This is a genomic window from Delftia sp. JD2 (genome assembly GCF_001682645.1).
Lineage (GTDB): Bacteria > Pseudomonadota > Gammaproteobacteria > Burkholderiales > Burkholderiaceae_C > Comamonas > Comamonas acidovorans.
In genome coordinates this window covers 14,664-36,530 of record NZ_LFJT01000063.1, presented here as the reverse complement: position 1 = coordinate 36,530, position 21,867 = coordinate 14,664, and the positions used below count along the sequence as shown (strand labels likewise).

General features: G+C 70.0%; 19 protein-coding genes. 16 read left to right on the top strand and 3 right to left on the bottom strand.

The annotated features are described in order from the left end of the window. Positions 1–1,649: IlvD/Edd family dehydratase (locus tag ACM14_RS25060; RefSeq protein ID WP_065347663.1), on the bottom strand; the 1,649-nt coding region annotated here is incomplete at its 3' end. A gap of 203 nt (positions 1,650–1,852) precedes the next feature. Here ACM14_RS25060 and ACM14_RS25055 point away from each other — a divergent pair. Then, the gene (locus ACM14_RS25055) at positions 1,853–2,887 is read left to right on the top strand and encodes a tripartite tricarboxylate transporter substrate binding protein (RefSeq protein WP_065347662.1); all 1,035 of its coding nucleotides are present in this window, start codon (positions 1,853–1,855) and stop codon (positions 2,885–2,887) included. Positions 2,888–2,896: 9 nt separating this feature from the next. Here ACM14_RS25055 and ACM14_RS25050 read toward each other — a convergent pair whose 3' ends face one another. Beyond that, on the bottom strand, positions 2,897–4,165 hold the full coding sequence (locus ACM14_RS25050; protein WP_065347661.1) for an MFS transporter: 1,269 nt from the start codon (positions 4,163–4,165) through the stop codon (positions 2,897–2,899). Between the two features lie 170 nt (positions 4,166–4,335). Here ACM14_RS25050 and ACM14_RS25045 point away from each other — a divergent pair, with 170 nt between their 5' ends. The 7 genes from ACM14_RS25045 (at position 4,336) to ACM14_RS25015 (ending at position 10,903) form a co-directional block, all read left to right on the top strand. Further along, positions 4,336–5,109 (top strand): helix-turn-helix domain-containing protein, encoded by a 774-nt coding sequence (locus ACM14_RS25045; protein WP_065347660.1) that lies wholly within the window; start codon positions 4,336–4,338, stop codon positions 5,107–5,109. Between the two features lie 154 nt (positions 5,110–5,263). Next, the gene (locus ACM14_RS25040) at positions 5,264–6,205 is read left to right on the top strand and encodes an AraC family transcriptional regulator (protein ID WP_016448374.1); all 942 of its coding nucleotides are present in this window, start codon (positions 5,264–5,266) and stop codon (positions 6,203–6,205) included. Between the two features lie 130 nt (positions 6,206–6,335). Then, positions 6,336–6,920, top strand: a complete 585-nt coding sequence (locus ACM14_RS25035) for a carboxymuconolactone decarboxylase family protein (protein WP_065347659.1) — start codon at positions 6,336–6,338, stop codon at positions 6,918–6,920. Continuing rightward, positions 6,910–8,007: an acyl-CoA dehydrogenase family protein gene (locus ACM14_RS25030; protein WP_065347658.1), complete on the top strand. Its 1,098-nt coding sequence runs from the start codon at positions 6,910–6,912 to the stop codon at positions 8,005–8,007. Before ACM14_RS25035 ends, ACM14_RS25030 begins: the two co-directional genes overlap by 11 nt. Next, positions 8,004–8,819 (top strand): ABC transporter ATP-binding protein, encoded by an 816-nt coding sequence (locus ACM14_RS25025; RefSeq protein WP_065347657.1) that lies wholly within the window; start codon positions 8,004–8,006, stop codon positions 8,817–8,819. Before ACM14_RS25030 ends, ACM14_RS25025 begins: the two co-directional genes overlap by 4 nt. Positions 8,820–8,912: 93 nt before the next feature. Continuing rightward, the gene (locus ACM14_RS25020; protein WP_016448371.1) at positions 8,913–10,154 is read left to right on the top strand and encodes an ABC transporter substrate-binding protein; all 1,242 of its coding nucleotides are present in this window, start codon (positions 8,913–8,915) and stop codon (positions 10,152–10,154) included. Beyond that, a complete protein-coding gene (locus ACM14_RS25015) occupies positions 10,151–10,903 on the top strand; it encodes an ABC transporter permease (RefSeq protein ID WP_175403308.1) in 753 nt (250 codons plus the stop codon). Before ACM14_RS25020 ends, ACM14_RS25015 begins: the two co-directional genes overlap by 4 nt. A 21-nt stretch (positions 10,904–10,924) precedes the next feature. Here the strand turns inward: ACM14_RS25015 and ACM14_RS25010 are convergent, their stop codons facing one another. After that, positions 10,925–11,851: a LysR family transcriptional regulator gene (locus tag ACM14_RS25010; protein WP_065347655.1), complete on the bottom strand. Its 927-nt coding sequence runs from the start codon at positions 11,849–11,851 to the stop codon at positions 10,925–10,927. Positions 11,852–12,016: 165 nt separating this feature from the next. On the opposite strand from ACM14_RS25010, the gene ACM14_RS25005 reads away from it, so the two are divergent. From ACM14_RS25005 to ACM14_RS24970, 8 genes are all read left to right on the top strand, one after another. Next, on the top strand, positions 12,017–13,033 hold the full coding sequence (locus ACM14_RS25005) for a porin (protein WP_065347654.1): 1,017 nt from the start codon (positions 12,017–12,019) through the stop codon (positions 13,031–13,033). Between the two features lie 36 nt (positions 13,034–13,069). Beyond that, a complete protein-coding gene (locus ACM14_RS25000) occupies positions 13,070–14,047 on the top strand; it encodes a tripartite tricarboxylate transporter substrate binding protein (RefSeq protein ID WP_083571234.1) in 978 nt (325 codons plus the stop codon). Positions 14,048–14,058: 11 nt separating this feature from the next. After that, a complete protein-coding gene (locus ACM14_RS24995; protein ID WP_065347652.1) occupies positions 14,059–15,918 on the top strand; it encodes a CocE/NonD family hydrolase in 1,860 nt (619 codons plus the stop codon). 82 nt (positions 15,919–16,000) lie between these two features. Continuing rightward, on the top strand, positions 16,001–16,813 hold the full coding sequence (locus ACM14_RS24990; RefSeq protein ID WP_084027449.1) for an SDR family NAD(P)-dependent oxidoreductase: 813 nt from the start codon (positions 16,001–16,003) through the stop codon (positions 16,811–16,813). A gap of 109 nt (positions 16,814–16,922) precedes the next feature. Next, positions 16,923–18,599, top strand: a complete 1,677-nt coding sequence (locus ACM14_RS24985) for a VRR-NUC domain-containing protein (protein WP_065347651.1) — start codon at positions 16,923–16,925, stop codon at positions 18,597–18,599. Then, on the top strand, positions 18,596–20,950 hold the full coding sequence (locus tag ACM14_RS24980; RefSeq protein ID WP_065347650.1) for an ATP-dependent DNA helicase: 2,355 nt from the start codon (positions 18,596–18,598) through the stop codon (positions 20,948–20,950). Before ACM14_RS24985 ends, ACM14_RS24980 begins: the two co-directional genes overlap by 4 nt. 79 nt (positions 20,951–21,029) lie before the next feature. Further along, on the top strand, positions 21,030–21,383 hold the full coding sequence (locus tag ACM14_RS24975; RefSeq protein WP_065347649.1) for an energy transducer TonB: 354 nt from the start codon (positions 21,030–21,032) through the stop codon (positions 21,381–21,383). Between the two features lie 88 nt (positions 21,384–21,471). Further along, the gene (locus ACM14_RS24970; RefSeq protein WP_065347648.1) at positions 21,472–21,861 is read left to right on the top strand and encodes a VOC family protein; all 390 of its coding nucleotides are present in this window, start codon (positions 21,472–21,474) and stop codon (positions 21,859–21,861) included. Positions 21,862–21,867 lie beyond the last annotated feature (6 nt).

The following is a 21,867-nucleotide window of genomic DNA, read 5'->3' as shown; positions in this document are numbered from 1 at the left end:
GGCGCACTCAACGGCATGGCGCAGCGGGCCAGTTCCTCGTCGCTGACCTGCAGCGTGAGCTCGCGCCGCGCCACCGACAGCGTGATGCGGTCGCCGTTGTGCACATGGGCCAGCGGGCCGCCTACGGCCGACTCCGGCGTGACGTGCAGCACGATGGTGCCGAAGGCCGTGCCGCTCATGCGCCCGTCGGAGATGCGCACGATGTCCTTGACGCCGGCCCGCGCCAGCTTGCGCGGGATGGGGATGTAGCCCGCCTCGGGCATGCCGGGCGCGCCCTTGGGGCCGATGTTCTTGAGCACGAGGATGTCGTCGGCCGTCACGTCCAGATCGTCGCTGTCGATGCGGTGGGCCAGGTCGGCCGCGTTCTCGAAGACCACGGCGCGGCCTTCGTGCTCCATGAGCCTGGGATGGGCGGCCGACTGCTTGATGATGGCGCCGCCCGGCGCCAGGTTGCCCTGCAGCACGGCGATGCCGCCCTGCGGGTAGATGGGGTTGGAGCGCGGGCGCACCACGTCCTGCGCAAAGCCGGGGCCGGCGCGATCGATCTCTTCGCCCAGCGTGCGGCCGGTGACGGTGAGGGCGTCCAGGTTCAGCAGGGGCTTGAGCTCGCGCAGCAGCGTGGCCATGCCGCCCGCGTGGTGGAAGTCCTCCATGTAGTGATCGCCCGAGGGCTTGAGGTCCAGCAGCACGGGCGTGTCGCGGCCCATGCGGTCCAGGGCCTTGAGGTCGATGTCATAGCCCATGCGCCCCGCAATGGCGGCCAGGTGCACGATGCCGTTGGTGGAGCCGCCGATGGCCAGCAGCACGCGCATGGCGTTCTCGAAGGCGGCGGGCGTGAGGATTTTGTCGATGGTCAGGCGCTCGCGCGCCATGCGCACGGCCTCGGTGCCGGTCTGCTCGGCGATGCGGATGCGGTCGGCCGTGACGGCGGGGGGCGAGGCGCCGCCGGGCACGGTCATGCCCAGCGCCTCGGCAATGCAGGCCATGGTGCTGGCCGTGCCCATGACCGAGCAGGTGCCCACGCTGGCCACCAGCTGGTTGTTCACGTCGGCGATCTCTTCGGCGTCGATCTCTTCGGCGCGGAACTTGCCCCAGTAGCGGCGGCAGTCCGTGCAGGCGCCCACGCGCTCGCTGCGGTGCGAGCCGGTGAGCATCGACCCGGTGATCAGCTGGATGGCCGGGATGCCGGCCGAGGCCGCGCCCATCAACTGGGCCGGCACCGTCTTGTCGCAGCCGCCGATGAGCACGACGGCATCCATGGGCTGGGCGCGGATCATCTCCTCGGTGTCCATGGACATGAGGTTGCGCAGGTACATGCTGGTCGGCGCCGAGAAGCTTTCGTGCACCGAGATGGTGGGGAAGTCCATGGGCAGGCCGCCCGCCAGCATGACGCCGCGCTTGACGGCCTCGATCAGCTGGGGCGCATTGCCGTGGCAGGGGTTGTAGCTGCTGCCCGTGTTGGCAATGCCGATGACGGGGCGCTGCAGCGCCGAGTCCGTATAGCCCGCGCCCTTGATGAAGGCCTTGCGCAGAAACAGCGAAAAGCCCCGGTCGCCGTAGTTGGTCAGGCCCTTGGAGATGCCCGTGGCCGCATCGGCGGGGGCGATGTCATGGCCTGGAGCGCCATCGGGAGTCTTGGGGTCGGTCATGGGTGGGGTGCTTTGCAGAGGGTCTGGGCGGGGTCGGAAGGCAGGCGCTGCCTTGTCGAGGGGCAGGATAGCGGCGGATGCCGCGGATTATTATCGTCGTTATCACCTATATTATTAATAATCTATCTGACCAACCATGCAGCCGTGCCCGGCGTGCGTGCCGGGCATGTTTTTCCGACACAAGACAAAAGGAGGAGACACCCATGGTTGTTGCTGCATCCCGCATCCGTCGCATTCATGCGCCCAACCGGCGCGCCGCCCTGGCTGCGGCGCTGCTGGCCTCGCTGGCGCTGGCGCTGGGCCCAGGCCTGGCCACGCCCGCGCTGGCCGACAGCGCCTATCCGGCCCGGCCCATCAAGCTGGTCGTTCCCTACACGCCCGGGGGCGCCACCGACGTGATCGGGCGCGTGGTGGGGCAAAGACTCTCGCTGGCGCTGGGCCAGCCGGTGGTGGTGGAGAACCGGGCGGGAGCGGCCGGCAACCTGGGCGCCGCCGCCGTGGCCAAGGAAAGGCCCGATGGCTATACCCTGCTGCTGGGCGCGCTGACCAGCCATTCCATCAACAGCGTGCTCATGGCGTCCACGGCAGGCTTCACCATGGACAAGAGCTTTGCGCCCATTGGCGTGGTGGGCCGCGTGCCGCTGGTGGTGACTGTGGGCCCGTCGGTGAAGGCGGCCAGCCTGGGCGAGTTCATCGCCCTGGCCAAAACCAGGCCGGCCGGGCTGAACTACGGCTCCTCGGGCAATGGCTCGCCCCAGCACCTGGCGGCCGAGCTGTTCAAGCGGCAGGCGGGCGTGCCGCTGACCCATGTGCCCTACAAGGGCAGCACGCCGGCGCTCAACGATCTGATGGGCGGCCAGGTGGATGTGGTGTTCGACACCCTGCCCGCCACGCAGGGCTTCATCAAGGGTGGCCGCCTGCGCGCACTGGCCGTGACCACGGCGCAGCGCGTGCCCTCCATTGCCGACATTCCCACCACGGCCGAGGCCGGGCTGTCGGGCTTTGAGGTGACGTCGATGTTCGGCCTGCTGGCGCCTGCGGGCACGCCCGCGCCCATCGTCGCCCGGCTCAGCGGCGCGCTCAAGGAGGTGATGGGGCAGCAGGAAGTGAAGGACGCCCTGGTTGCCCAGGGCGCCATGCCCACCTTCACCACGCCTGCCGAGGCGCGAGCCCAGATCGCCGAGGAGGTGGCGCGCTGGTCCGCCGTGATCCGGCAGGCAGGCATACAGCCGGATTGAGGCTGCGCCTCAGCGTCGCCGGGCGCGCGTTTCCGGCAGAAAGGCCGTTGCCAGCCCCAGCAGCGGCAGGTAGGCCACCAGGCTGTACACCCAGACGATGCCGTGGGTGTCTGCCAGGTTGCCCATGCCGGCAGCCCCCAGGCCGCCGATGCCGAACATGAGGCCGAACATCAGCCCCGAGACCAGGCCCACGCGGCCGGGCACGGCCTCCTGGGCGTAGACCACCAGCGCCGCAAAGGCCGAGGACATGACCAGACCGATGACGATGGACAGCACGGCCGTCCAGAACAGGTCGGCATGCGGCAGCAGCAGCGCAAACGGCGCCACGCCCAGGAAGGACACCCAGATCACGGCCTTGCGCCCTATGCGGTCGCCCACCGGGCCGCCCGCGAAGGTGCCCGCCGCCACGGCCGCCAGGAAGGCGAACAGGTACAGCTGCGACTGCTGCACGGGCAGGGCAAAGCGCTCGATCAGATAGAAGGTGAAGTAGTTGGCAAAGGCCGCGATGTAGACGAACTTGGCGAACATCAGCACGCAGATCACGGTCACCGCGCGGATGACCTGCGAGCGGTTCAGCGCCGTCAGCGCATGCTGGCCGGCCGCCACCACCTTGGCCGGCGCGTGGTGCAGGCGCCAGTGCGTGATGCGCAGCAGCACCCAGATGGCCAGCAGCGCCACCAGCATGAACCAGGCGATCGCATGCTGGCCAAACGGAATGACGATGGCCGCCACCATCAGCGGGCCGACGGCCGAGCCCGTGTTGCCGCCCACCTGGAAGGTCGATTGCGCCGTGCCGAAGCGCCCGCCCGAGGCCAGCCGCGCCACGCGCGAGGCCTCGGGGTGGAAGGTGGACGAGCCCACGCCGATCAGCGACGCGGCGGCCAGCAGCATGGGGTAGCTGGTGGACAGGGCCAGCAGGCCCACGCCCACCAGCGTCACCACCATGCCCAGCGGCAGCAGGTAGGGCTTGGGATGCTTGTCGGTGTACAGGCCGATCCAGGGCTGCAGCAGCGAGGCCGTGACCTGGTAGACCAGGGAGATCCAGCCGATCTGCGCGAAGCTCAGCGAGAACTCCGTCTTGAGCATGGGATAGACGGCCGGCAGCACGGCCTGGATCAGGTCGTTGAGCAGGTGGGCAAAGGCGGCGGCGCCGACGATGCGCAGCAAAAAGCCCTGCGCGGCATGGCTGGGCGCCGGATGGGCGGGCGCCGGATGGGCGTGCGTTGCAGGCGCGCCCAGCTCGCCCGGGGCGCCAAGAGTGGTGGTGTTGCTTGTCATGGAGGAAAGGGCCCCGCAGGGCGGCACGGTCAGGGTCCGGCGTTGACGAAAGTCAATGGGCCGTGGGACCGAAGATAGGTGTTTGGTGCCCGTCTGTCTCTCTCTATACTGACTTCAATTGTCGAGATCGGGACAGAGAGCCGCATAGAACCGCACAGGATGGGAAGCCCATGGCCGCAGAACTGCCGCGCATATACCTCAAGTACCACCAGACCGGGCGCCCCATGGCCGCCATGGAGGCCAACTGGGCGCATGGCACCAGCACGGGCTGGCACTCCCACCCGCGCGGCCAGCTGCTGTATGCGATCGAAGGCGTGATGTCCGTGCAGCTGCATTCCGGCTCCTGGCTGGTGCCGCCCAACCGGGGGCTGTGGATAGAGGCCGACGCCGAGCACGATGTGCGCATGTCGGGCGACGTGAAGATGCGCACGGCCTACATCGACGCCTCGGCCTTTGCGGACCTGCCTGCGCGCACCTGCGTGGTCAATGTGTCGCCCCTGCTGCGCGAGCTGGTGGTGGCCGCCGTCGGCGTGCCGCTGGACTATGCCGAAGGCAGCCGCGACGAGCGCCTGATGCACCTGCTGGTCGATGAACTGCGCGCCGCCGAGGTCCTGCCCCTGCACCTGCCCCTGTCCACCGATGCGCGGCTGCGCCAGGTCTGCGAGACCCTGATGCGCGAGCCTGCCGACACCGCCACCGCCGAACACTGGGCGCAGCGCCTGGGCGTGAGCGCCAAGACGCTGCAGCGCCTGTTCGTGAAGGAAACCGGCATGCCCTTCGCCCAGTGGCGCGAGCAGGCGCGGCTGATGTTCGCGCTGGGCCGCATTGCGGCGGGCGAGCGCATCATCGACATCGCCCTCGATTGCGGCTACGCCAGCCAGAGCGCGTTCACGGCCATGTTCAAAAGGCATTTCGGGGTGCCACCTTCGGGCTTCCAGCGCTGAGGCACGACCGGACCAAGGTCGGGCCGGGCGGACTTGGATGCAGATCCAGATATCGATTGCGGCACAAGCATATGCCCAAAGATTCGTTCCCCCGCGCCTGCATCGTGGCGATACTGGCCGGCCGCATTCCCTCCACTGCCTGGCCTGTACCACCGTGCTACCCGACCCAGTCCCCGACAGCGCGGCCGAAGCGCAGGTCGATCGCGTCATCGACGGCCTGCTCAACGGCCTGCAATGGCGCGCCAGCGTGTTCCACGTGGGGCAGTACTGCGGGCGCTGGCGGGCCTCCACGGCGGGGCGCGCGCGGGCCAGCTTTCACCTGATCCTGGACGGGCGCTGCTGGCTGCACCTGCCGGGCCAGCCCTCGGTGGAGCTGCAGCCGCGCGACGGCGTGTTCCTCTCGCGCGATGTGCCGCATTTCATCTCGCCCTATGCCGACCCGGACATGGCCTGCGCCCCGCAGGCCATGCGCCCCGCCACGGGCGATGCCGGCATAGGAGAGACGGCGCTGGCCTGCGGCTTCTTCACCTTCGAGGGGCCCATGCGCGGCCTGCTGGTCGATGCCTTCCCCGACCATCTGGTGCTGCGCGGCGACGACCATGCGATGAGCGGCGCCTCCATGCTGTTCGACCTGATGCGCGCCGAGGCGCTGCGCACGGGCACCGAGCCCTCGGCCGTGATGGACCGGCTGGTGGGCCTGCTGTTCTTCTACGGCCTGCGCCAGCTCGCGCATGGCGATGCGCGGGCGCGCGGCATCTGGAGCCTGCTGCGCCGGCCGGGCTTTGCGCCGCTGGTGGCCGAGCTGCTGCGCGAGCCGGCCCGCAACTGGAGCGTGGCCGACATGGCCGCGCGCGTGTGCCTGTCGCGCGCCACGTTCTTTCGGCAGTTTGCCGAGGCCTGCGGCCAGCCGCCCCAGCAATTCCTGCTGCTGCTGCGCATGCAGCTGGCCGCGCGCCGGCTGGCCCAGGGCGAGGCCATCGGCCAGGTGGCCGAGGCCGTGGGCTACGAGTCCTATGCGGCTTTCTCGCGTGCCTTCAAGCGCGTGATGGGCGAGCAGCCCGGCGCCTGGCAGCGCGCGCAGGCACGCTGCTGCTGAGCCGCCATCCGAGCCCGCTGCATCCGCCTGCGGGTTGACACGTTCGGGCATAAATCCGCGACGCGGCGGCATTGATGGCAAGGGGGGCGCGGCCGATCATGAAGGCATTCCTTCATTCCTGCAAAGCACCATGGCACGCCTGACCCTGCACACCCCGCAAACCGCTCCTGAAGCCAGCCGCCCCTTCGTGGAGCGCGCCCTGGCCGGCAACGGATTCCTGCCCAACCTGATCGCCATCCTGGCCAACTCGCCCCAGGCGCTGGAGACCTATGTGACCGTGGGCCAGATCAACGCGCGCGCCCAGCTCACGCTGGCTGAGCGCGAGGTGGTGCAGATCACGGCGGCGCGCATCCATGGCTGCGACTTCTGCGTGGCCGGCCACACCAAGCTGGCCTTCAAGCAGGCCGGCCTGACCCAGGCCGAGGTGGTGGCGCTGCAGGACGGCCGCGACACCGGCCAGCCGCGCCTGGACGCCGTGCGCCGCTTTGCCGAAGCCGTGATCGCCACGCGCGGCGCCGTCGCCGACGAGGCCCTGGTCGCCTTCCATGCGGCCGGCCTGAGCGAGCAGCAGGCGCTGGAGGTGGTGCTGGGCATCAGCCTGGCCACGCTGTGCAACTTTGCCAACAGCCTGGCGCAAAGCCCCGTCAACCCGCAGCTGCAGCCCTATCTGCCCGAACAGTTCCGACAACCGCAGGAGAACGCACATGCTGGCTGATTCGCTGCGGCAGTGGCTGGACGCCCATGCCGACTCCCTGGACGAAGGCCCCGCGCATGCGCACGAAGTGCTGCCGCGGCTGGCGCAGCACGGCCTGTTCGGCCTGGGCGTGCCCGTGGCCGATGGCGGGCAGGGCGGCAGCCTGGGCGATGCGCTGGAGGCCATTGCCGGCGTGGCCGGGCATTCGCTGACGGCGGGCTTCGTGTTCTGGGCGCAGCGCGCCTTTGTCGAATACCTGCTGCAGTCGCCCAACGCGGCGCTGCGCCAGCGCTGGCTGCCGGGCCTGCTGCAAGGCACGCAGGCGGGCGCCACGGGCCTGTCCAACGCCATGAAGTACCTGGGCGGCATCGAGGCCCTGCAGGTCGAGGCCACGCCCGTCGGCGCTGTCGGCGCCGACAGCGCCGACGGCCTTGCACTGCGCGGGCGCGTGCCCTGGGCCACCAACCTGGTGCCGCCGGGTCGCTTCGTGGTGGCCGTTGCCGTCTCGCGCAGCGACGGTGCAAAGCCCTTCGTGGCCGCGCTGCCCGGCGATGCGGCAGGCCTGCAGCGCAGCGCCGACCTGGACCTGATCGCGCTGCGCGGCAGCCATACGGCGGCGCTGTCCATCGAGGGGCTGCAGATCGGTCCGGCCGATGTGATCCATGCCGACGCCAACCATTTCCTGCCGCGCGTGCGGCCCGCCTTCATGGGCCTGCAGCTGGGGCTGTGCATCGGGCTGGCGCGCGCCTCGCTGGCGGCGGCCTCGGCCCGTGCCGGCGCCGGGCGCGATGTGCTGGGCGGCCCGCTGCAGCAGCAGCGCCACGCGCTGGAACTGGCCACGGCCACGCTGCATGCCGGCCTGTCCGACGGGCGTTTTCTTGACCGACCTCAAGCCCTGTTCCGCCTGCGCCTGGAATTGAACGACATCGTGCAGCAGTCCCTGCAGCTGGAGCTGCACGCCAGCGGCGGGCGCGCTTATCATCGCGACCAGCCGCTGGGATTCGCGCGCCGTTGGCGCGAGGCGGCCTTCATCCCCATCGTGACGCCCAGCGTCACGCAGCTACAGGGTGCGCTGGCTGGCGCGGCCCTGGCAACCACCAGTTCATGACCCAGACGGAAGCTTTCTCCCCTGACGCTCCCGCGCCCGTGCTTCAGGCACGCGGCGCGGGCTTTGGCTATGCGCCCGGCAAGGCCGTGTTCGAGGACATCTCCCTGAGCATTGCCCCGCGCGAGATCGTCTGCCTGCTCGGCGGCAGCGGCTGCGGCAAGTCCTCGCTGCTGCGCGTGCTCGGCGGCCTCGAATCGCCGGACGGCGGCGCCTGGAGCCGGGGCGAGCTCCAGTTCCTCGGCCAGCCGCTGACCGCGCCGCACCCGCGCGCGGGCTTCGTGTTCCAGCAGCCCAGCCTGCTGCCCTGGCTGGACGCGCGGCGCAACGTGGGCTTCGGCCTGGACTTCGAGCGCCAGCCGAAGCTGGAGCAAGAGGCCCGCCGCCAGCGCGTGGAGCAGGCGCTGCAGGCCGTGGGCCTGGGCGGCAGCGGCGCGCTCTACCCCTCGCAGCTGTCGGGCGGCATGGCCCAGCGCGTGGCCCTGGCGCGCGCCCTGGCGCGCGAGCCGCAGCTGCTGCTGGCCGACGAGCCGTTCTCGGCCCTGGACGCCATCACGCGCGCCGAGATGCAGGAGCTGATGGTGGACGTGGTCCACCGCTGGCACACGGCCGCGCTGCTGGTCACGCATGACATCGACGAGGCCATCCTCGTGGGCGACCGCATCCTGCTGATGGGCGGGCGGCCCGGCCACATCGTGCGCGAATGGCGCGTGGACATAGCGCGCCCGCGCGAGGACCAGGCCGCCGCCGTGACCGCGCTGCGGCTGGACATCCTCTCGGCCCTGCACGGCGTGCGCCATGCGGCCCAGGCCTGATCCGGCTCGCCTGCCTGCCTGCCCGCCTGCCGATCCGCCTGCAGATCCGCCATTTCTTCGACTTCAACCATGCTCTTCTGAAAGGTCTTTCGCATGAGCTTCCAGGACCACCCTTCCTACACCCACATCTGCGCCTCGTCGGACTGCGGCTGCGGCCTCACGCGGCGCGACATGCTGCGCCTGGGCGCGCTGGCCACGGCCTCGGTGGCCGCGCCGCTGCTGGCCGCAGGCGATGCGCGCGCCCAGGCCTTCAAGGGCGATGACCAGCCCGTGAAGATCGGCTACCTGCCCATCACCGACGCCACGCCGCTGCTGGTGGCCCACGGCAACGGCCTGTTCGAGGCCGAAGGCCTCAAGGCAGAGGCGCCGCGCCTGTTCCGCTCCTGGGCCCAGATCGTCGAGGCCTTCGTCTCGGGCCAGGTCAACGTCATCCACCTGCTCACGCCCTCCACGCTGTGGGTGCGCTACGGCGCCAAGTTCCCCGCCAAGATCGTGGCCTGGAACCACGTCAACGGCTCGGGCCTGACCGTGCTGCCCGAGATCCAGAAGGTGCAGGACCTGGGCGGCAAGACCGTGGCGATCCCGTTCTGGTACTCCATCCACAACATCCTGCTGCAGGACGTGCTGCGCAAGGCCGGCCTCACGGCCGTGACCCGCGCGCGCGGCGGCGCCATTGCGGCCAACGAGGTCAACCTCGTCGTGCTGGCACCGGCCGAAATGGTCTCGGCACTGGCCGGCAAGTCGATTGCGGGCTTCATCGTGGCCGAGCCCTTCAACGCCGCCGCCGAGATCGCGGGCGTGGGCAAGATGCTGCGCTTCTCGGGCGATGTCTGGAAGGACCACGCCTGCTGCGTCACCTTCCTGGCCGAGCGCGATATCGCCGACAAGCCCGAATGGGCGCAGCGCGTGACCAATGCCGTGGTCAAGGCCCAGCTGTGGACGCGCGACAACCGCCTGGCCGCCGCGCGCCTGCTGTCGAGCACCGGCGAGCGCCGCTACACGCCGCATCCGCAGCAGACGCTGTCCAAGGTGCTGGCCGCCACCGACTACGCCAGCTACGAGGCCAGCGGCGTGGTCGTCAACAAGGGCTGGCACCAGCGGCGCATCGACTTCCAGCCCTATCCCTATCCCTCGTACACCGAGCAGCTGGTGCGCGCCATCAAGGCCACCAAGGTCGAGGGCGACACGCGCTTCCTCGACAAGCTGGAGCCCAGGTTCGCGGCCACCGACCTGGTGGACGACCGCTTCGTGCGCAAGGCCATCCAGGCCGTGGGCGGTCCGCAGGTCTTCGGCATTCCGGCCGATTTCTCGCGCCGCGAAACCATCGTGGTCTGAGCCAGGTGTTGCGACGTATTGGATTGCCGCTGCTGGGCGCGGCCCTGGTCCTGGCCCTGTGGTGGGTGGGCGGCGCGCTGCTGGCGCGCAGCACGCCCGTGGCTGCGGCCTTCGCGCCCTGGCCTTCCCTGCAGGCGCTGGGCCAGCTGCTGATGGGCGCCGACATCTGGATGCACACCCTGCTGAGCCTGCAGCGCGTGGCCGTGGGCCTGCTGCTGGCCTTCGTGGTCGGCGTGCCGCTGGGCGTGCTGGTGGGCCTGTCGCGCGGGTTCTCGCAGGCGTTCTCGCCCGTGTTCCAGTTCCTGCGCATGATCTCGCCGCTGTCGTGGATGCCGATTGCCGTGATGGTGCTGGGCGTGGGCGACGCGCCCGTGTACTTCCTGCTGGCCTTCGCCGCCGTCTGGCCCATCTTGCTGAGCACGGCGGCCGGCGTGGCCCAGCTGGACCGCAACTGGCTGCTGCTGGCGCGCAGCCTGTCGGCCACGCGCACCGAGACCGTGCTGCGCGTGGTGCTGCCCGGCATCACGGCCCAGATCCTCACGGGCGTGCGCCTGGCCATCGGCATCATCTGGATCGTGCTGGTGCCCGCAGAAATGCTGGGCGTATCGGCCGGCCTGGGCTACTTCATCCTCGACACGCGCGACCGCCTGGCTTATTCGGAGCTGATGGCCGCCGTGGTGCTGATCGGCGCCCTGGGCTATGCGCTGGATCATGCGGCCCGCTGGCTGCACCAGCGCTGGATGCACTGAGCTGCCGGCATCACCGGGGCATCAGGCCTTCGGCATGTCGTCCACCGGGGCGGCATGCCCGGTGGCCACGATGGCCTGGACCAGCAGGGCGATCAGCGTGTCCTGCAGGGGCGACGGCACCGCCGCCTCCAGCGAGGCAATGGCCAGCTGGTAGCGGATGCGCGGCCTGAACGGGCGGCTGCACAGGGCGCTGGGCTGGCAGTAGCTGGCCAGCAGGCCGTTGACCATGGACACGCCCAGGCCCTGCGCCACATGGGCGCAGGCCTCGCCCACGGAATGCACCTCCACGGCCACGCGCGGCTGCACACGCGCATGGCGAAAGGCCATGTCGATCTCCTGGCGGATCTCGCGCTGGCGGCCCAGCAGGATCAGGGGGGCGTCCACCAGATCTGACGGCGTCACCTCGTCCAGCGCCTGCAGCGCATGGCCTCTGGGCATGATGCAGACGGCCTCGGACTCCAGGCAGGCCCGCGTGCGCAGGCCGGGCATGGTCATGGGCAGGCGCACCAGGCCGATGTCGGCATCGCGGCTCAGCAGGGCCCGCTCGGTCTCGGTATAGGAGCCCGACAGCACTTCCAGCACCACGTCGGGATGCGCCTGCATGAACTGGTGCGCAATGGCCGGCATCAGCGAGGTGGCCAGGGTGCCGGGCACGGCCACCTTGAGCAGCCGGCGCTTGAAGCCGCCCAGCCGCAACTGCTCGGCATGGCGGCGAAAGCACTGGGCCGAATCCATGAGCACCTGGGCATCGTGCAGCAGGGCCTCGGCCTCCTGCGTGGGCACCAGGCGGCCTTTTTCGCGGATGAAAAGCCGCAGGCCCAGGTCCTGCTCCAGCTGGGCCAGCAGGCGGCTGATGCCGGGCTGGGACAGCCCCAGGCGCTCGGCCGCACCCGTGGTGGAGCCGCTGAGCATGATGGCCTGGAAGGCTTCGAGTTGCTTGAAATTCATGGGTTGTACAGGCGGTGCTTGCATGATGGCAGCGCGGCCGGGGGCGCGCACGGCGCATCACGAATCGCATAGGGTAATACGCGTCCGTCATACCGTTGTGGTGGATGCGGGGGCTCCTGAGAATCGGCGGCGTCAGAACACGCACAACACAAGGAGCAAGATTCCATGAAGGCCCTGCCAAGCATTGCCGCCGTCTGCAGCCTGTCCATCGCGGCCCTGGGCCACCCGATTGCGCATGCGCAGGACATGCAGGTCTACGGCCAGATCCGGCTGACCGTGAACCACCTCAAGACCGGCAATGCCGGCTCCACCATGGAAGAGCGCGACAACGCCTCGCGCCTGGGCTTTCGCGGCAAGGAGGAGCTGGGCGGCGGCCTGCAGGCGCTGTTCGGCATGGAGATGGGGCTGGATGCGGACACGGGCTCGCTGACCACGCCGGCCTTTCGCAACAGCTATGTGGCGCTGCGCGGCGGCCTGGGCACGGTGGCCCTGGGCCGGCTGGACTCGGCCAATCCCACGGGCTCGCCGCTGTACTCGCAGGTCACGGGCATCACCTCGTTCGCGGCCAATGACGCCGGGGCCACGGCCATCGGCACCTCCATGCTCAATGCGCGCAACCGCACCTCCAACTCGCTGGGCTACCAAAGCCCGTCATGGGGCGGCACGGTGTTCCGTGCGCGCTACTACCTGCGCGGCGATGCCAAGGCCCCAGGGCTGGAGGACGACGCCAGATCGCTGGACCTGGGCCTGAGCTACGCCGCAGGCCCGTGGACGGCCGGCCTGGGCTACGCCAAGGACACGCGCGCCGGGGGCCTGCTGGCCAACGAGTTCGACAGCAAATGGCAGATGGGCCTGCGCTACAGCTTTGGTGCCATCGAGCCCTATGTGCTGCTGGGCCGCGACCGCTTCAACCACAAGCCCGGCGTCTCGCGCGCCGACGTGGACTACTGGATGCTTGGCACGCGGCTGCGCCATGGCGCGCACGCCGTGGTGCTCAACCTGATGCAGCGCGACGTGCAGACCTCGCTGACCGGCAAGCGCAGGCGCCAGCAGCTGGCCTATACCTATGCGCTGTCCAAGCGCACCGAACTGCAGGCCTTCGTGGACCACGACGGCGTGGACTCCAGCCGCCCCAACGTGGCCGTGCGCGCCATCGGCGCGGGCGTGCGCCATGACTTCTGACCGTCCTGCACACCCGCATCAAGAATGGAGATTCCCATGACCCACTTCCAACGCTTCCTGTCCATGGCTTTCCTGGCACTGGGCCTTGCGCTGGGCCTGGCGCCCTTGCCCGGCCATGCGGCCGAATTCCCGGAAAAGCCCGTGCGCATCGTCGTGCCGTTCCCCGCCGGCGCCGCGGCCGATGCCGCCATGCGCGTGGTGGCCCGCAAGATGTCCGAGCTGTGGCGCCAGCCCGTGGTCATCGACAACCGCCCCGGCGTGCATGGCTTCCAGCTGGTGTCTTCCGCGCCGGCCGATGGCTACACCCTGCTGCTGGGCGCGGGCTCGGGCATGGTGACGGCGCCGCTGCTGTCCAGCAAGCTGTCCTACAACCCCTCGCGCGACTTCGTGCCCGTGGGGCGGGTGCTGATCAACGTGCCCATCCTGACCACGCACCCCAGCCTCAATGTGAGCACCGTGCAGGAGCTGGTGGCGCTGGCGCGCAAGAACCCCGGTGCGCTGAACTACAGCTCCAGCGGCAACGGCACGCCAGGCCATCTGTCCATGGAAATGTTCCAGGCCGCCACGGGCACGCGCATGCTGCAGATCCCCTACAAGGGCGGCGCGCCCGCCGTCAACGAACTGGTGGGCGGCCATGTGCAGCTGGGCATCAATGCCGTGCCCAGCGTGGTGCTGCAGATCAAGGCCGGCAAGCTCACGCCGCTGGCCGTGGCCAGCGCCACGCGCTCGCGTGCGCTGCCGCAGGTGCCCACCATGGCCGAGGCGGGCGTCAAGGACTTCGAATACGACATCTGGTATGCCCTGTTCGCGCCCACCGGCACGCCGCCTGCGGTGGTGACCAAGGTCAATGCCGCGCTGGTGCGCTCGCTGCAGGACCGTGAAGTGGCCAAGTCTCTGGAGGCACAGGGCGCCGAGCCCGCGCCCACCACGCCCCAGGAACTGGCGCGCTTCATGCAGGAAGACACGGCGCGCTGGGCCAAGCTGGTCAAGGAACGCAACCTCAAGCTCGACTGAGCGCCAGCAGCATGAGCAACACATCCATCACCGAGCTGGGCGGCGTGGTCCGCCACAGCCTCGCCGTGCCCATGCGCGACGGCGTGCGCCTGGCCACCGACCTGTATCTGCCCGAGAACCTCGGCCCCCACCATCCCGGCCCGCTGCCCGTGCTGCTGGAGCGCACGCCCTACGGCAAGAACGAGGAAACGCGCCGCGAGCGCAGCGCGGCCAACCCCCTTCCCATGCGCCGGGGCGAGGTGGCGGCCCGCTTTGCGCGCGAAGGCTATGCCGTGGTCGTGCAGGACTGCCGGGGCCGCTTCGGCTCCGAAGGCCAGTTCACCAAATACCTGGGAGAGGCCCACGATGGCGCCGACACCCTGCAATGGATCATGGAGCAGCCCTGGTGCAACGGCAGCGTGGGCACCTACGGCCTGTCCTACGCCGCGCATACGCAGACCGCGCTGGCCACGCAAAGGCCGCCGGGCCTCAAGGCCATGTTCCTGGAATGCGGCGGCTTTGCGAATGCCTACCGGGGCGGCATACGCCACGGCGGTGCCTTCGAGCTGAAGCAGGCCGTCTGGGCCCTTCGCAATGCGCGCAGCGGCAGCAACCACCTGGAGCCCGCAGCGCGCCAGGCGCTGGAGCAGGCCGACATCGGCCAGTGGTGCCTGCGCCTGCCCTGGTCGCGCGGCGACTCGCCGCTGCAGTGGGCGCCCGAGTACGAGGACTACCTGTTCAGCCAGTGGGAGCGCGGCAGCTTTGACGACTACTGGCGCCAGCCCGAGCTGTACGCCGCCGGCCACTACGGCGCCTTCGACGGCCTGGCCGTGATGCTGATGTGCGGCTGGTGGGACCCATATGCGCAGACCACCACGGACAACTACATGGGCCTGTCGCGCGGCGATGGCCGGGTCCGCATGGTGCTGGGCCCTTGGACCCATGGCGAGCGCAGCGTCCCGCATGCGGGCGATGTGGATTTCGGACCCGATGCCGTGCTCGACGGCGCACTGGCCGACGACTACGTGGCCATGCGCCTGGCCTGGTTCGACCACTGGCTCAAGGGCCGGCCCATGCCCGCGCGCCAGCAAGCCGCCGTGCGCTACTTCCGCATGGGCGGCGGATCGGGCGCGCGCACGGCCCAGGGCCGGCTGGACCACGGCGGGGCCTGGCGCAGCGCCGACCACTGGCCCGTGCCCGGCACGCAGACCACGGCCTGGCACCTGCACGCCGACGGCAGGCTGGCCCGCGAGCCCGCGCCGCAGCCAGGCGTGCGCAGCTACCGCTTCGACCCGGCCTGCCCCGTGCCCACCCTGGGCGGCTCCATCACCTCGGGCGAGCCGCTGATGTTCGCAGGCGCCTACGACCAGGTCACGCACGAGAACACCTTCGCCGCCCGTCCGCCCTACGGCCCGCTGTCCGAGCGCGGCGACGTGCTGGTGTTCCAGACCGAGCCGCTGCAGCAAGACCTGGAGGTCACGGGCACCATCACCATCGAGCTGCAGGTGTCCTCGTCCGCGCCCGACACGGACTTCACCGCCAAGCTCATCGACCAGTACCCGCCCAGCGCCGACCATCCGCAGGGCTATGCGATGAACATCACCGACGGCATCCTGCGCTGCCGCTACCGCAACTCATGGGAGCAGCCCGAACTGATGACGCCCGGCGAGGTGGTGGCCATCACCATCGAGCCCATGCCCACCTCCAACCTGTTCCGCAAGGGCCACCGCATCCGCCTGGACATCTCCAGCAGCAACTTCCCGCGCTTCGACGTGAACCCCAACACCGGCGCGCCCGAGGGCAGTGCGGGGCCCAGGCAGGTGGCGGTCAACAGCGTGCACCTGGGTGGCTGCCATGCCTCGCGCATCGTGCTGCCGGTGGTGGCGGTCTAGGCGGAGAGCACACGCGTTTGGCTGCCTGGCATGTTTCGCAATTTGGTTGTACCATGCAACCAAATTGCGAAGGAACATCGCCATGGACATGCAGCAGCGTCAGTTGGAACTGGCCGGCCCCCTGCCGGCCCTTGCACCATCGGGGCGGCTGCGGGGGCGTGTCTGCCTGGTGGTGGGCGCCACCAGCGGCATAGGCCGGGCCACCGCCCTGCGCATGGCCGAGGAGGGCGCCGCCGCCGTGGTGGTCACGGGGCGCCGCCGTGAGCTGGGCCTGGAGCTGGAGCAGGAAATCCGGCAGCGGGGGGCGGAAGGCCTTTTCCTGGCCTGCGATGCAACGCGGCAGGAGGACATGGCGGCGGTGGTGGAGCAGGCCGTGGCGCGCTTCGGGCGGCTGGACGCGGCCTTCAACAATGCGGGCTTCCAGGAGCGGCGTGCCGCGCTGGCTGAGCAGGATGATGCGGTCTTCTCGCAGGTCTTCGATACGAATGTGCGTGCGGTCTTCCGCGCCATGCGCCATGAACTGGCGGCCATGCTGGCCACGGGCGGCGGCACCATCGTGAACAACACCAGCGTCAGCGGCATACGCAATCCCAATACGGGCCTGTCGCTGTACGGCGCCTCCAAGGCGGCGGCCCTGTCGCTGACCCGCGCCGCCGCCATGGAGTACGCGCCGCGCGGCATCCGCATCAATGCCGTTGCCCCTGGCCGCGTGGTCACGGACATGATGCTGGGCTCGGGCATTGCCGACATGCATGCCGTGGCGGCGGGCCTGCCGCTGCGGCGCATGGGCCATCCGCAGGAGGTGGCCACGGCCGTCGTCTGGCTGATGTCGGACGAGGCGGCTTTTGTGGTCGGGCACTGCCTGGCGATCGATGGCGGCTTCCTGGCCGGATGAGCCTGCCTGGGGCAAGTCCGTTGCGCGAAGTGAGCACTACCGGGTTTGATATGATGACTGTATAAAGATACAGTTTTCGAGCGGCCTGGCTGCCCGATCTGCCAGGCCCATGCTCCCTCCCCACCGCTTCTACTACCTGCACAACTTCCAGCGCGCGCTGGACTGGATTGACCAGCGTTACGGCGATCTGCTGGACGCGCCCGAGCAGGCATTCCTCACCCGTTTCACGCAGCTGCCCCAGCCCTCGCAGGCGCTGATGGTGCGTTTGCTGATGCGACGCGGGCCGTGGTTTCGGGCCGGCAAGCTGGTGTACGAAGAGATCCCCGGCATTGCCGAGGCAGCCGCGCCCCTGCTGGAGCTGGGCTGGCTGGACGCGGGCCACCCCATGGCGCTGGAGGAGCTGTTTGCGCTGCACACCAAGCCCGAGCTGCTGCAGCTGTTCGCAGGCGCACCCGTTCACTCAGGCCTGCGCAAGGCCGAGCTTTTGCAGGCCCTGCAGCCCCTGCATGAGGCGCCCAGGCCCTATGCGCAGTGGCAGCCCCAGGGCGTCGCAGCCGGGGAAGCCGCCTGGCGCGTGATGGTGGGCGCGCTGTGCGAGCGCTTTCGGCTGATGTTCTTCGGCAACCTCTACCAGGACTGGTCGGAATTCGTGCTGGCCGACCTGGGCGTGTTCCGCTACGAGGCCGTGGCCTTCGATGCGGCGTCGCGGGCCTTCCAGTCGCGTGCCGATGTCGATGGCTACCTGGCCCTGCAGGCCTGCCGCGCGGCGCTGGATGAGGGCGTGGAGATCGATGCGCTGCTGCAGCAGGTGGCCGGCTGCGCCAGCGGCAATGCCTGGCTGGAGCAGCGCCGTGCCAAGGTGCTGCTGCGCATAGGCCAGGCCTGCGAGCGCATGCAGGACTGGGAGCGTGCCGAGCAGGCCTATGCGCAAAGCCGCTACCCCGGCGCCCGCCACCGGCGCATGCGCGTGTACGAGCGCATGGAGCGCTTTGCCGATGCCATGGCGCTGGCCCAGGCCGCCCAGGCCCAGCCCGAGAGCGACGAGGAGCTGCAGCGCGTGGCGCGCATGCTGCCGCGCCTGCGCCGCAGCCTGGGGCAGGGCGCGCGCGGGCGTGCGGCGGCGCTGGCGCCCGTGGTGGCGCAGATGCGCATGGACGTGGAGCTGGAACTGCCGGCGCGGCCCAGCTCCGTCGAGTACGTGCTGCGCGACCACTGGCACAGCGACGCCGCGCCGGTGTTCTATGTGGAGAACGCGCTCATCAACTCGCTGTTCGGCCTGCTGTGCTGGCCGGCCATCTTCGCGCCGCTGCCGGGCGCCTTCTTCCACCCGTTCCAGAGCGGCCCGGCCGACCTGTCCGCGCCCGACTTCGTGCAGCGCCGCGCAGCCTTGTTCGAGGAATGCCTGGCGCATCTGGACGATGGCAGCTGGCGCGAGGTCATCGTGCAGCGCCATGCCGACAAGCAGGGCCTGCAGTCGCCCTTCGTGTTCTGGGGCACGCTGAGCGCGCCGCTGCTGGCGCTGGCGCTGGACTGCATTCCGGCCGCCCACCTCAAGCTGTTCTTTGCGCGGCTGCTGCGCGACGTGCAGGCCAACCGCACGGGCTTTCCCGATCTGGTGCGTTTCTGGCCGGCCGAGCGCCGTTACGAACTGGTCGAGGCCAAGGCCCCCGGCGACAAGCTGCAGGACAACCAGATCCGCTGGCTGCAGTACTGTGCCGAGCACGGCATTCCTGTGCGCGTGTGCCATGTGCAGTGGCGCGGCCAGCCGCTGGGAGAGGCCGCGTGAGCTACACCGTGGCCGTGCGCGCGCTGTGCGAGTTCACGGCGCGCGCGGGCGACCTGGACCTGCGCTTCACACCCGCGCCCAGCGCGCTGGAGGGCATGGCCGGCCACAGCCTGGTGCAGTCGCGCAGGGGCAAGGACTACGAGACCGAGATCAGCCTGGCCGGTGAATACGGCGACCTGCGCGTGCGCGGCCGCGCCGACGGCTTCGACCCCCAGGCCGGCCAGCTCGAGGAAATCAAGACCTACCGGGGCCAGATCGAGGGCGTGCGCGCCCACCACCGCGCCCTGCACTGGGCCCAGGCGCGCATCTACGCCCATCTGCTGTGCCAGGCGCGCGGCCTGCAGCGGCTGCGCGTGGCGCTGGTGTATTTCAACGTGGGCAACTCGGAGGAAACCGTGCTGGTGCAGGAGGAAGACGCGGCCACGCTGCGCGCCTTCTTCGAGCAGCAATGCGCGCTGTTCCTGGACTGGGCACGCAGCGAGGCCGCCCACCGCGCGGCGCGCGAGGCGGCGCTGGCCGCGCTGCGCTTTCCCATGCAGGGCTTTCGCGCGGGCCAGCGCGAGCTGGCCGTGGCCGTCTACCGCGTGGCGCGCGCGCAGCAGGGCGGCCAGTGCCTGATGGCGCAGGCGCCCACGGGCATCGGCAAGACGCTGGGCACCATCTTCCCCATGCTCAAGGCCATGCCAGACCAGGGCCTGGACCGCCTGTTCTTCCTCACGGCCAAGGGCACGGGCCATGGCCTGGCGCTGCAGGCGCTGGCCAGCGTGAACCGGCAGATCGCCGAGCAGCACCAGCCACCGCCGCAGGAACCGGCTGCGCCGCAACCGCTGCCCTCGCCACCCGCACCACCCGCAAGGCTGCGCGTGCTCGCCATCCTGGCGCGCGACAAGGCCTGCGAGCATCCCGACAAGGCCTGCCACGGCGACTCCTGCCCGCTGGCGCGCGGCTTCTTCGACCGCCTGCCCGCCGCGCGCGCCGCCGCGCTGCAGCAGGCGCCCTGGGACCCGCCCGCCGTGCGTGCCTTGGCGCTGGCGCACGACATCTGCCCCTACTACCTGGCCCAGGAACTGGTGCGCTGGAGCGATGTGGTCGTGGCCGACTACCACTACTTCTACGACAGCGCCGCCATGCTGTACGCGCTCACCCAGGCCCAGCAATGGAAGGTGGGCGTGCTGGTGGACGAGGCCCACAACCTGCTCGAGCGCGCGCGCCGCATGTACACGGCCGAGCTGTCGCAGTTCGCCCTGGCCGCCGCCCGCAAGTCGGCCACCGGTGCCGTGCGCAAGGCGCTGGACCGGCTCAGCCGCAGCTGGAGCGCGCTGAACAGGGAACAGACCGCCAGCTACCAGGCCCATGAGGAAGTGCCCGCAGGCCTGCTGGGCGCCGTGCAGCGTGCCGTTGCCGCCATCGCCGACGCCAATGCCGACAGCCCCATGCTGCCCGGCGACCCGGTGCTGGACTTCTACTGGGAAGCGCTGCAGTTCATGGCGCTGGCCGAGCAGTTCGGCGGCCATGCGCTGTTCGATGTCCACCTGCTGCCCGGGCGTTCAGGGCCCCGTCGCGCGCCGGCCTCCACGCTGTGCATACGCTGCGTGGTGCCCGCGCCCCACCTGGCGGCACGCCATGCGGCGGCCCATGCCTCGGTGCTGTTCTCGGGCACGCTGAGCCCGCCGCACTTCTACCGCGACATCCTGGGCCTGCCCGAAGGCACGCACTGGCTGGAGGCCGACTCGCCCTTCCAGGCCGACCAGCTCGATGTGCAGGTGGCCGGCCACATCTCCACGCGCTACCGGGACCGCGACCGTTCGCTGCGGCCCATCGCCGACCTCGTGGCCGCGCAGTACGCGCGCCGGCCCGGCAACTACCTGTGCTTTTTCAGCAGCTTCGACTACCTGCAGCGTGTGGCCGAATGCCTGCAGCGCGCCCATCCCGATCTGCCCGTCTGGCTGCAGACCCCGTCCATGGACGAAGAGGGCCGCGCGGCCTTCCTGGCCCGCTTCACCGAAGCCGGGCAGGGCGTGGGCTTTGCCGTGCTGGGCGGGGCGTTCTCCGAGGGCGTGGACCTGCCCGGCGAGCGCCTCATCGGCGCCTTCGTGGCCACGCTGGGCCTGCCCCAGGTCAATCCCGTGAACGAAGAGATGAAGCGCGCCATGGATCGCCAGTTCGGCGCGGACAAGGGCTATGACTACAGCTACCTCTACCCGGGGCTGCGCAAGGTGGTCCAGGCCGCAGGCCGCGTCATCCGCAGCGAGCGCGACCGCGGCGTGGTCTTTCTCATCGACGACCGCTATCGGCGCGGCGAGGTGCAGGCGCTGCTGCCGCGCTGGTGGCGGGTGGAGGGCATGCGATGATCCGGGGCCGCACCAGTCCACGACTGCCATCCCATACCCATCCAGTCTCCCATCTCGTCCCCATCCAGGAGCCTTCCGAATGCCCCGCATGCGCTGCGCCATCCTTGCATTGACCCTGGGCCTGCTGGCCGGCGGCCCGGCTGCGGCAGGCGTGGTGCAGCCTGTGCCCGACAGCCAGGCCAGCGAGAACAAGATGCCGGCCTATCCCAAGGAAGCCAGGCGGCTGGAGCAGGAAGGCAAGGTGGTGCTGCGGGTTCTGGTGGGCGCCAGCGGAAAGGCACTGGCCGTGGATGTGGCAGACAGCAGCGGCTATCCTCTGCTCGACCAGGAGGCGCTGGACGCCGTGCGGACGTGGCGCTTTGTCCCCGGCACGCGCGACGGCGTGCCGGACAGCATGTGGACGCGCGTGCCCGTCGTCTTCAGGCTGAAATAGCGGGCCTGCCGGTGGTGGCAGGTGTGTATCCGGTGCAGCCTGGTGCGGGCCCAGTGCGTGCCCTGCGCAGCGGCACAAGGAGCATTCCATGAAGATCGTCATCACCAGCGTGCTCGTCGACGACCAGGACAAGGCCCTGGCCTTCTACCGCGACGTGCTCGGCTTCGTCCTCAAGCACGACATTCCCATGGGCGGCGATGCGCGCTGGCTCACCCTGACATCGCCCGGCGATGCCGATGGCGTGGAGCTGCTGCTCGAACCCGACATGCACCCGGCCGCCAGGCCGTTCAAGACCGCCCTGCATGCCGACGGCGTGCCGGCCACCTTCTTCGGCGTGGACGACGTGCAGGCCGAGTACGAGCGCCTGAGCGCGGCCGGCGTGTGCTTCACCAGGCCGCCGACGCATCTGGGGCCGGTCACGATTGCGATGTTCGACGACACCTGCGGCAATCTCATTCAGATCAACCAGCGGCATTGAGCGGGG

Coding starts and splice junctions, on each gene's coding strand:
- ACM14_RS25055 (WP_065347662.1), top strand. CDS start 1,853: ATGGTTGTTGCTGCATCCCGCATCCGTCGCATTCATGCGCCCAACCGG.
- ACM14_RS25050 (WP_065347661.1), bottom strand. CDS start 4,165: ATGACAAGCAACACCACCACTCTTGGCGCCCCGGGCGAGCTGGGCGCG.
- ACM14_RS25045 (WP_065347660.1), top strand. CDS start 4,336: ATGGCCGCAGAACTGCCGCGCATATACCTCAAGTACCACCAGACCGGG.
- ACM14_RS25035 (WP_065347659.1), top strand. CDS start 6,336: ATGGCACGCCTGACCCTGCACACCCCGCAAACCGCTCCTGAAGCCAGC.
- ACM14_RS25030 (WP_065347658.1), top strand. CDS start 6,910: ATGCTGGCTGATTCGCTGCGGCAGTGGCTGGACGCCCATGCCGACTCC.
- ACM14_RS25025 (WP_065347657.1), top strand. CDS start 8,004: ATGACCCAGACGGAAGCTTTCTCCCCTGACGCTCCCGCGCCCGTGCTT.
- ACM14_RS25020 (WP_016448371.1), top strand. CDS start 8,913: ATGAGCTTCCAGGACCACCCTTCCTACACCCACATCTGCGCCTCGTCG.
- ACM14_RS25010 (WP_065347655.1), bottom strand. CDS start 11,851: ATGAATTTCAAGCAACTCGAAGCCTTCCAGGCCATCATGCTCAGCGGC.
- ACM14_RS25005 (WP_065347654.1), top strand. CDS start 12,017: ATGAAGGCCCTGCCAAGCATTGCCGCCGTCTGCAGCCTGTCCATCGCG.
- ACM14_RS25000 (WP_083571234.1), top strand. CDS start 13,070: ATGACCCACTTCCAACGCTTCCTGTCCATGGCTTTCCTGGCACTGGGC.
- ACM14_RS24995 (WP_065347652.1), top strand. CDS start 14,059: ATGAGCAACACATCCATCACCGAGCTGGGCGGCGTGGTCCGCCACAGC.
- ACM14_RS24990 (WP_084027449.1), top strand. CDS start 16,001: ATGGACATGCAGCAGCGTCAGTTGGAACTGGCCGGCCCCCTGCCGGCC.
- ACM14_RS24985 (WP_065347651.1), top strand. CDS start 16,923: ATGCTCCCTCCCCACCGCTTCTACTACCTGCACAACTTCCAGCGCGCG.
- ACM14_RS24975 (WP_065347649.1), top strand. CDS start 21,030: ATGCCCCGCATGCGCTGCGCCATCCTTGCATTGACCCTGGGCCTGCTG.
- ACM14_RS24970 (WP_065347648.1), top strand. CDS start 21,472: ATGAAGATCGTCATCACCAGCGTGCTCGTCGACGACCAGGACAAGGCC.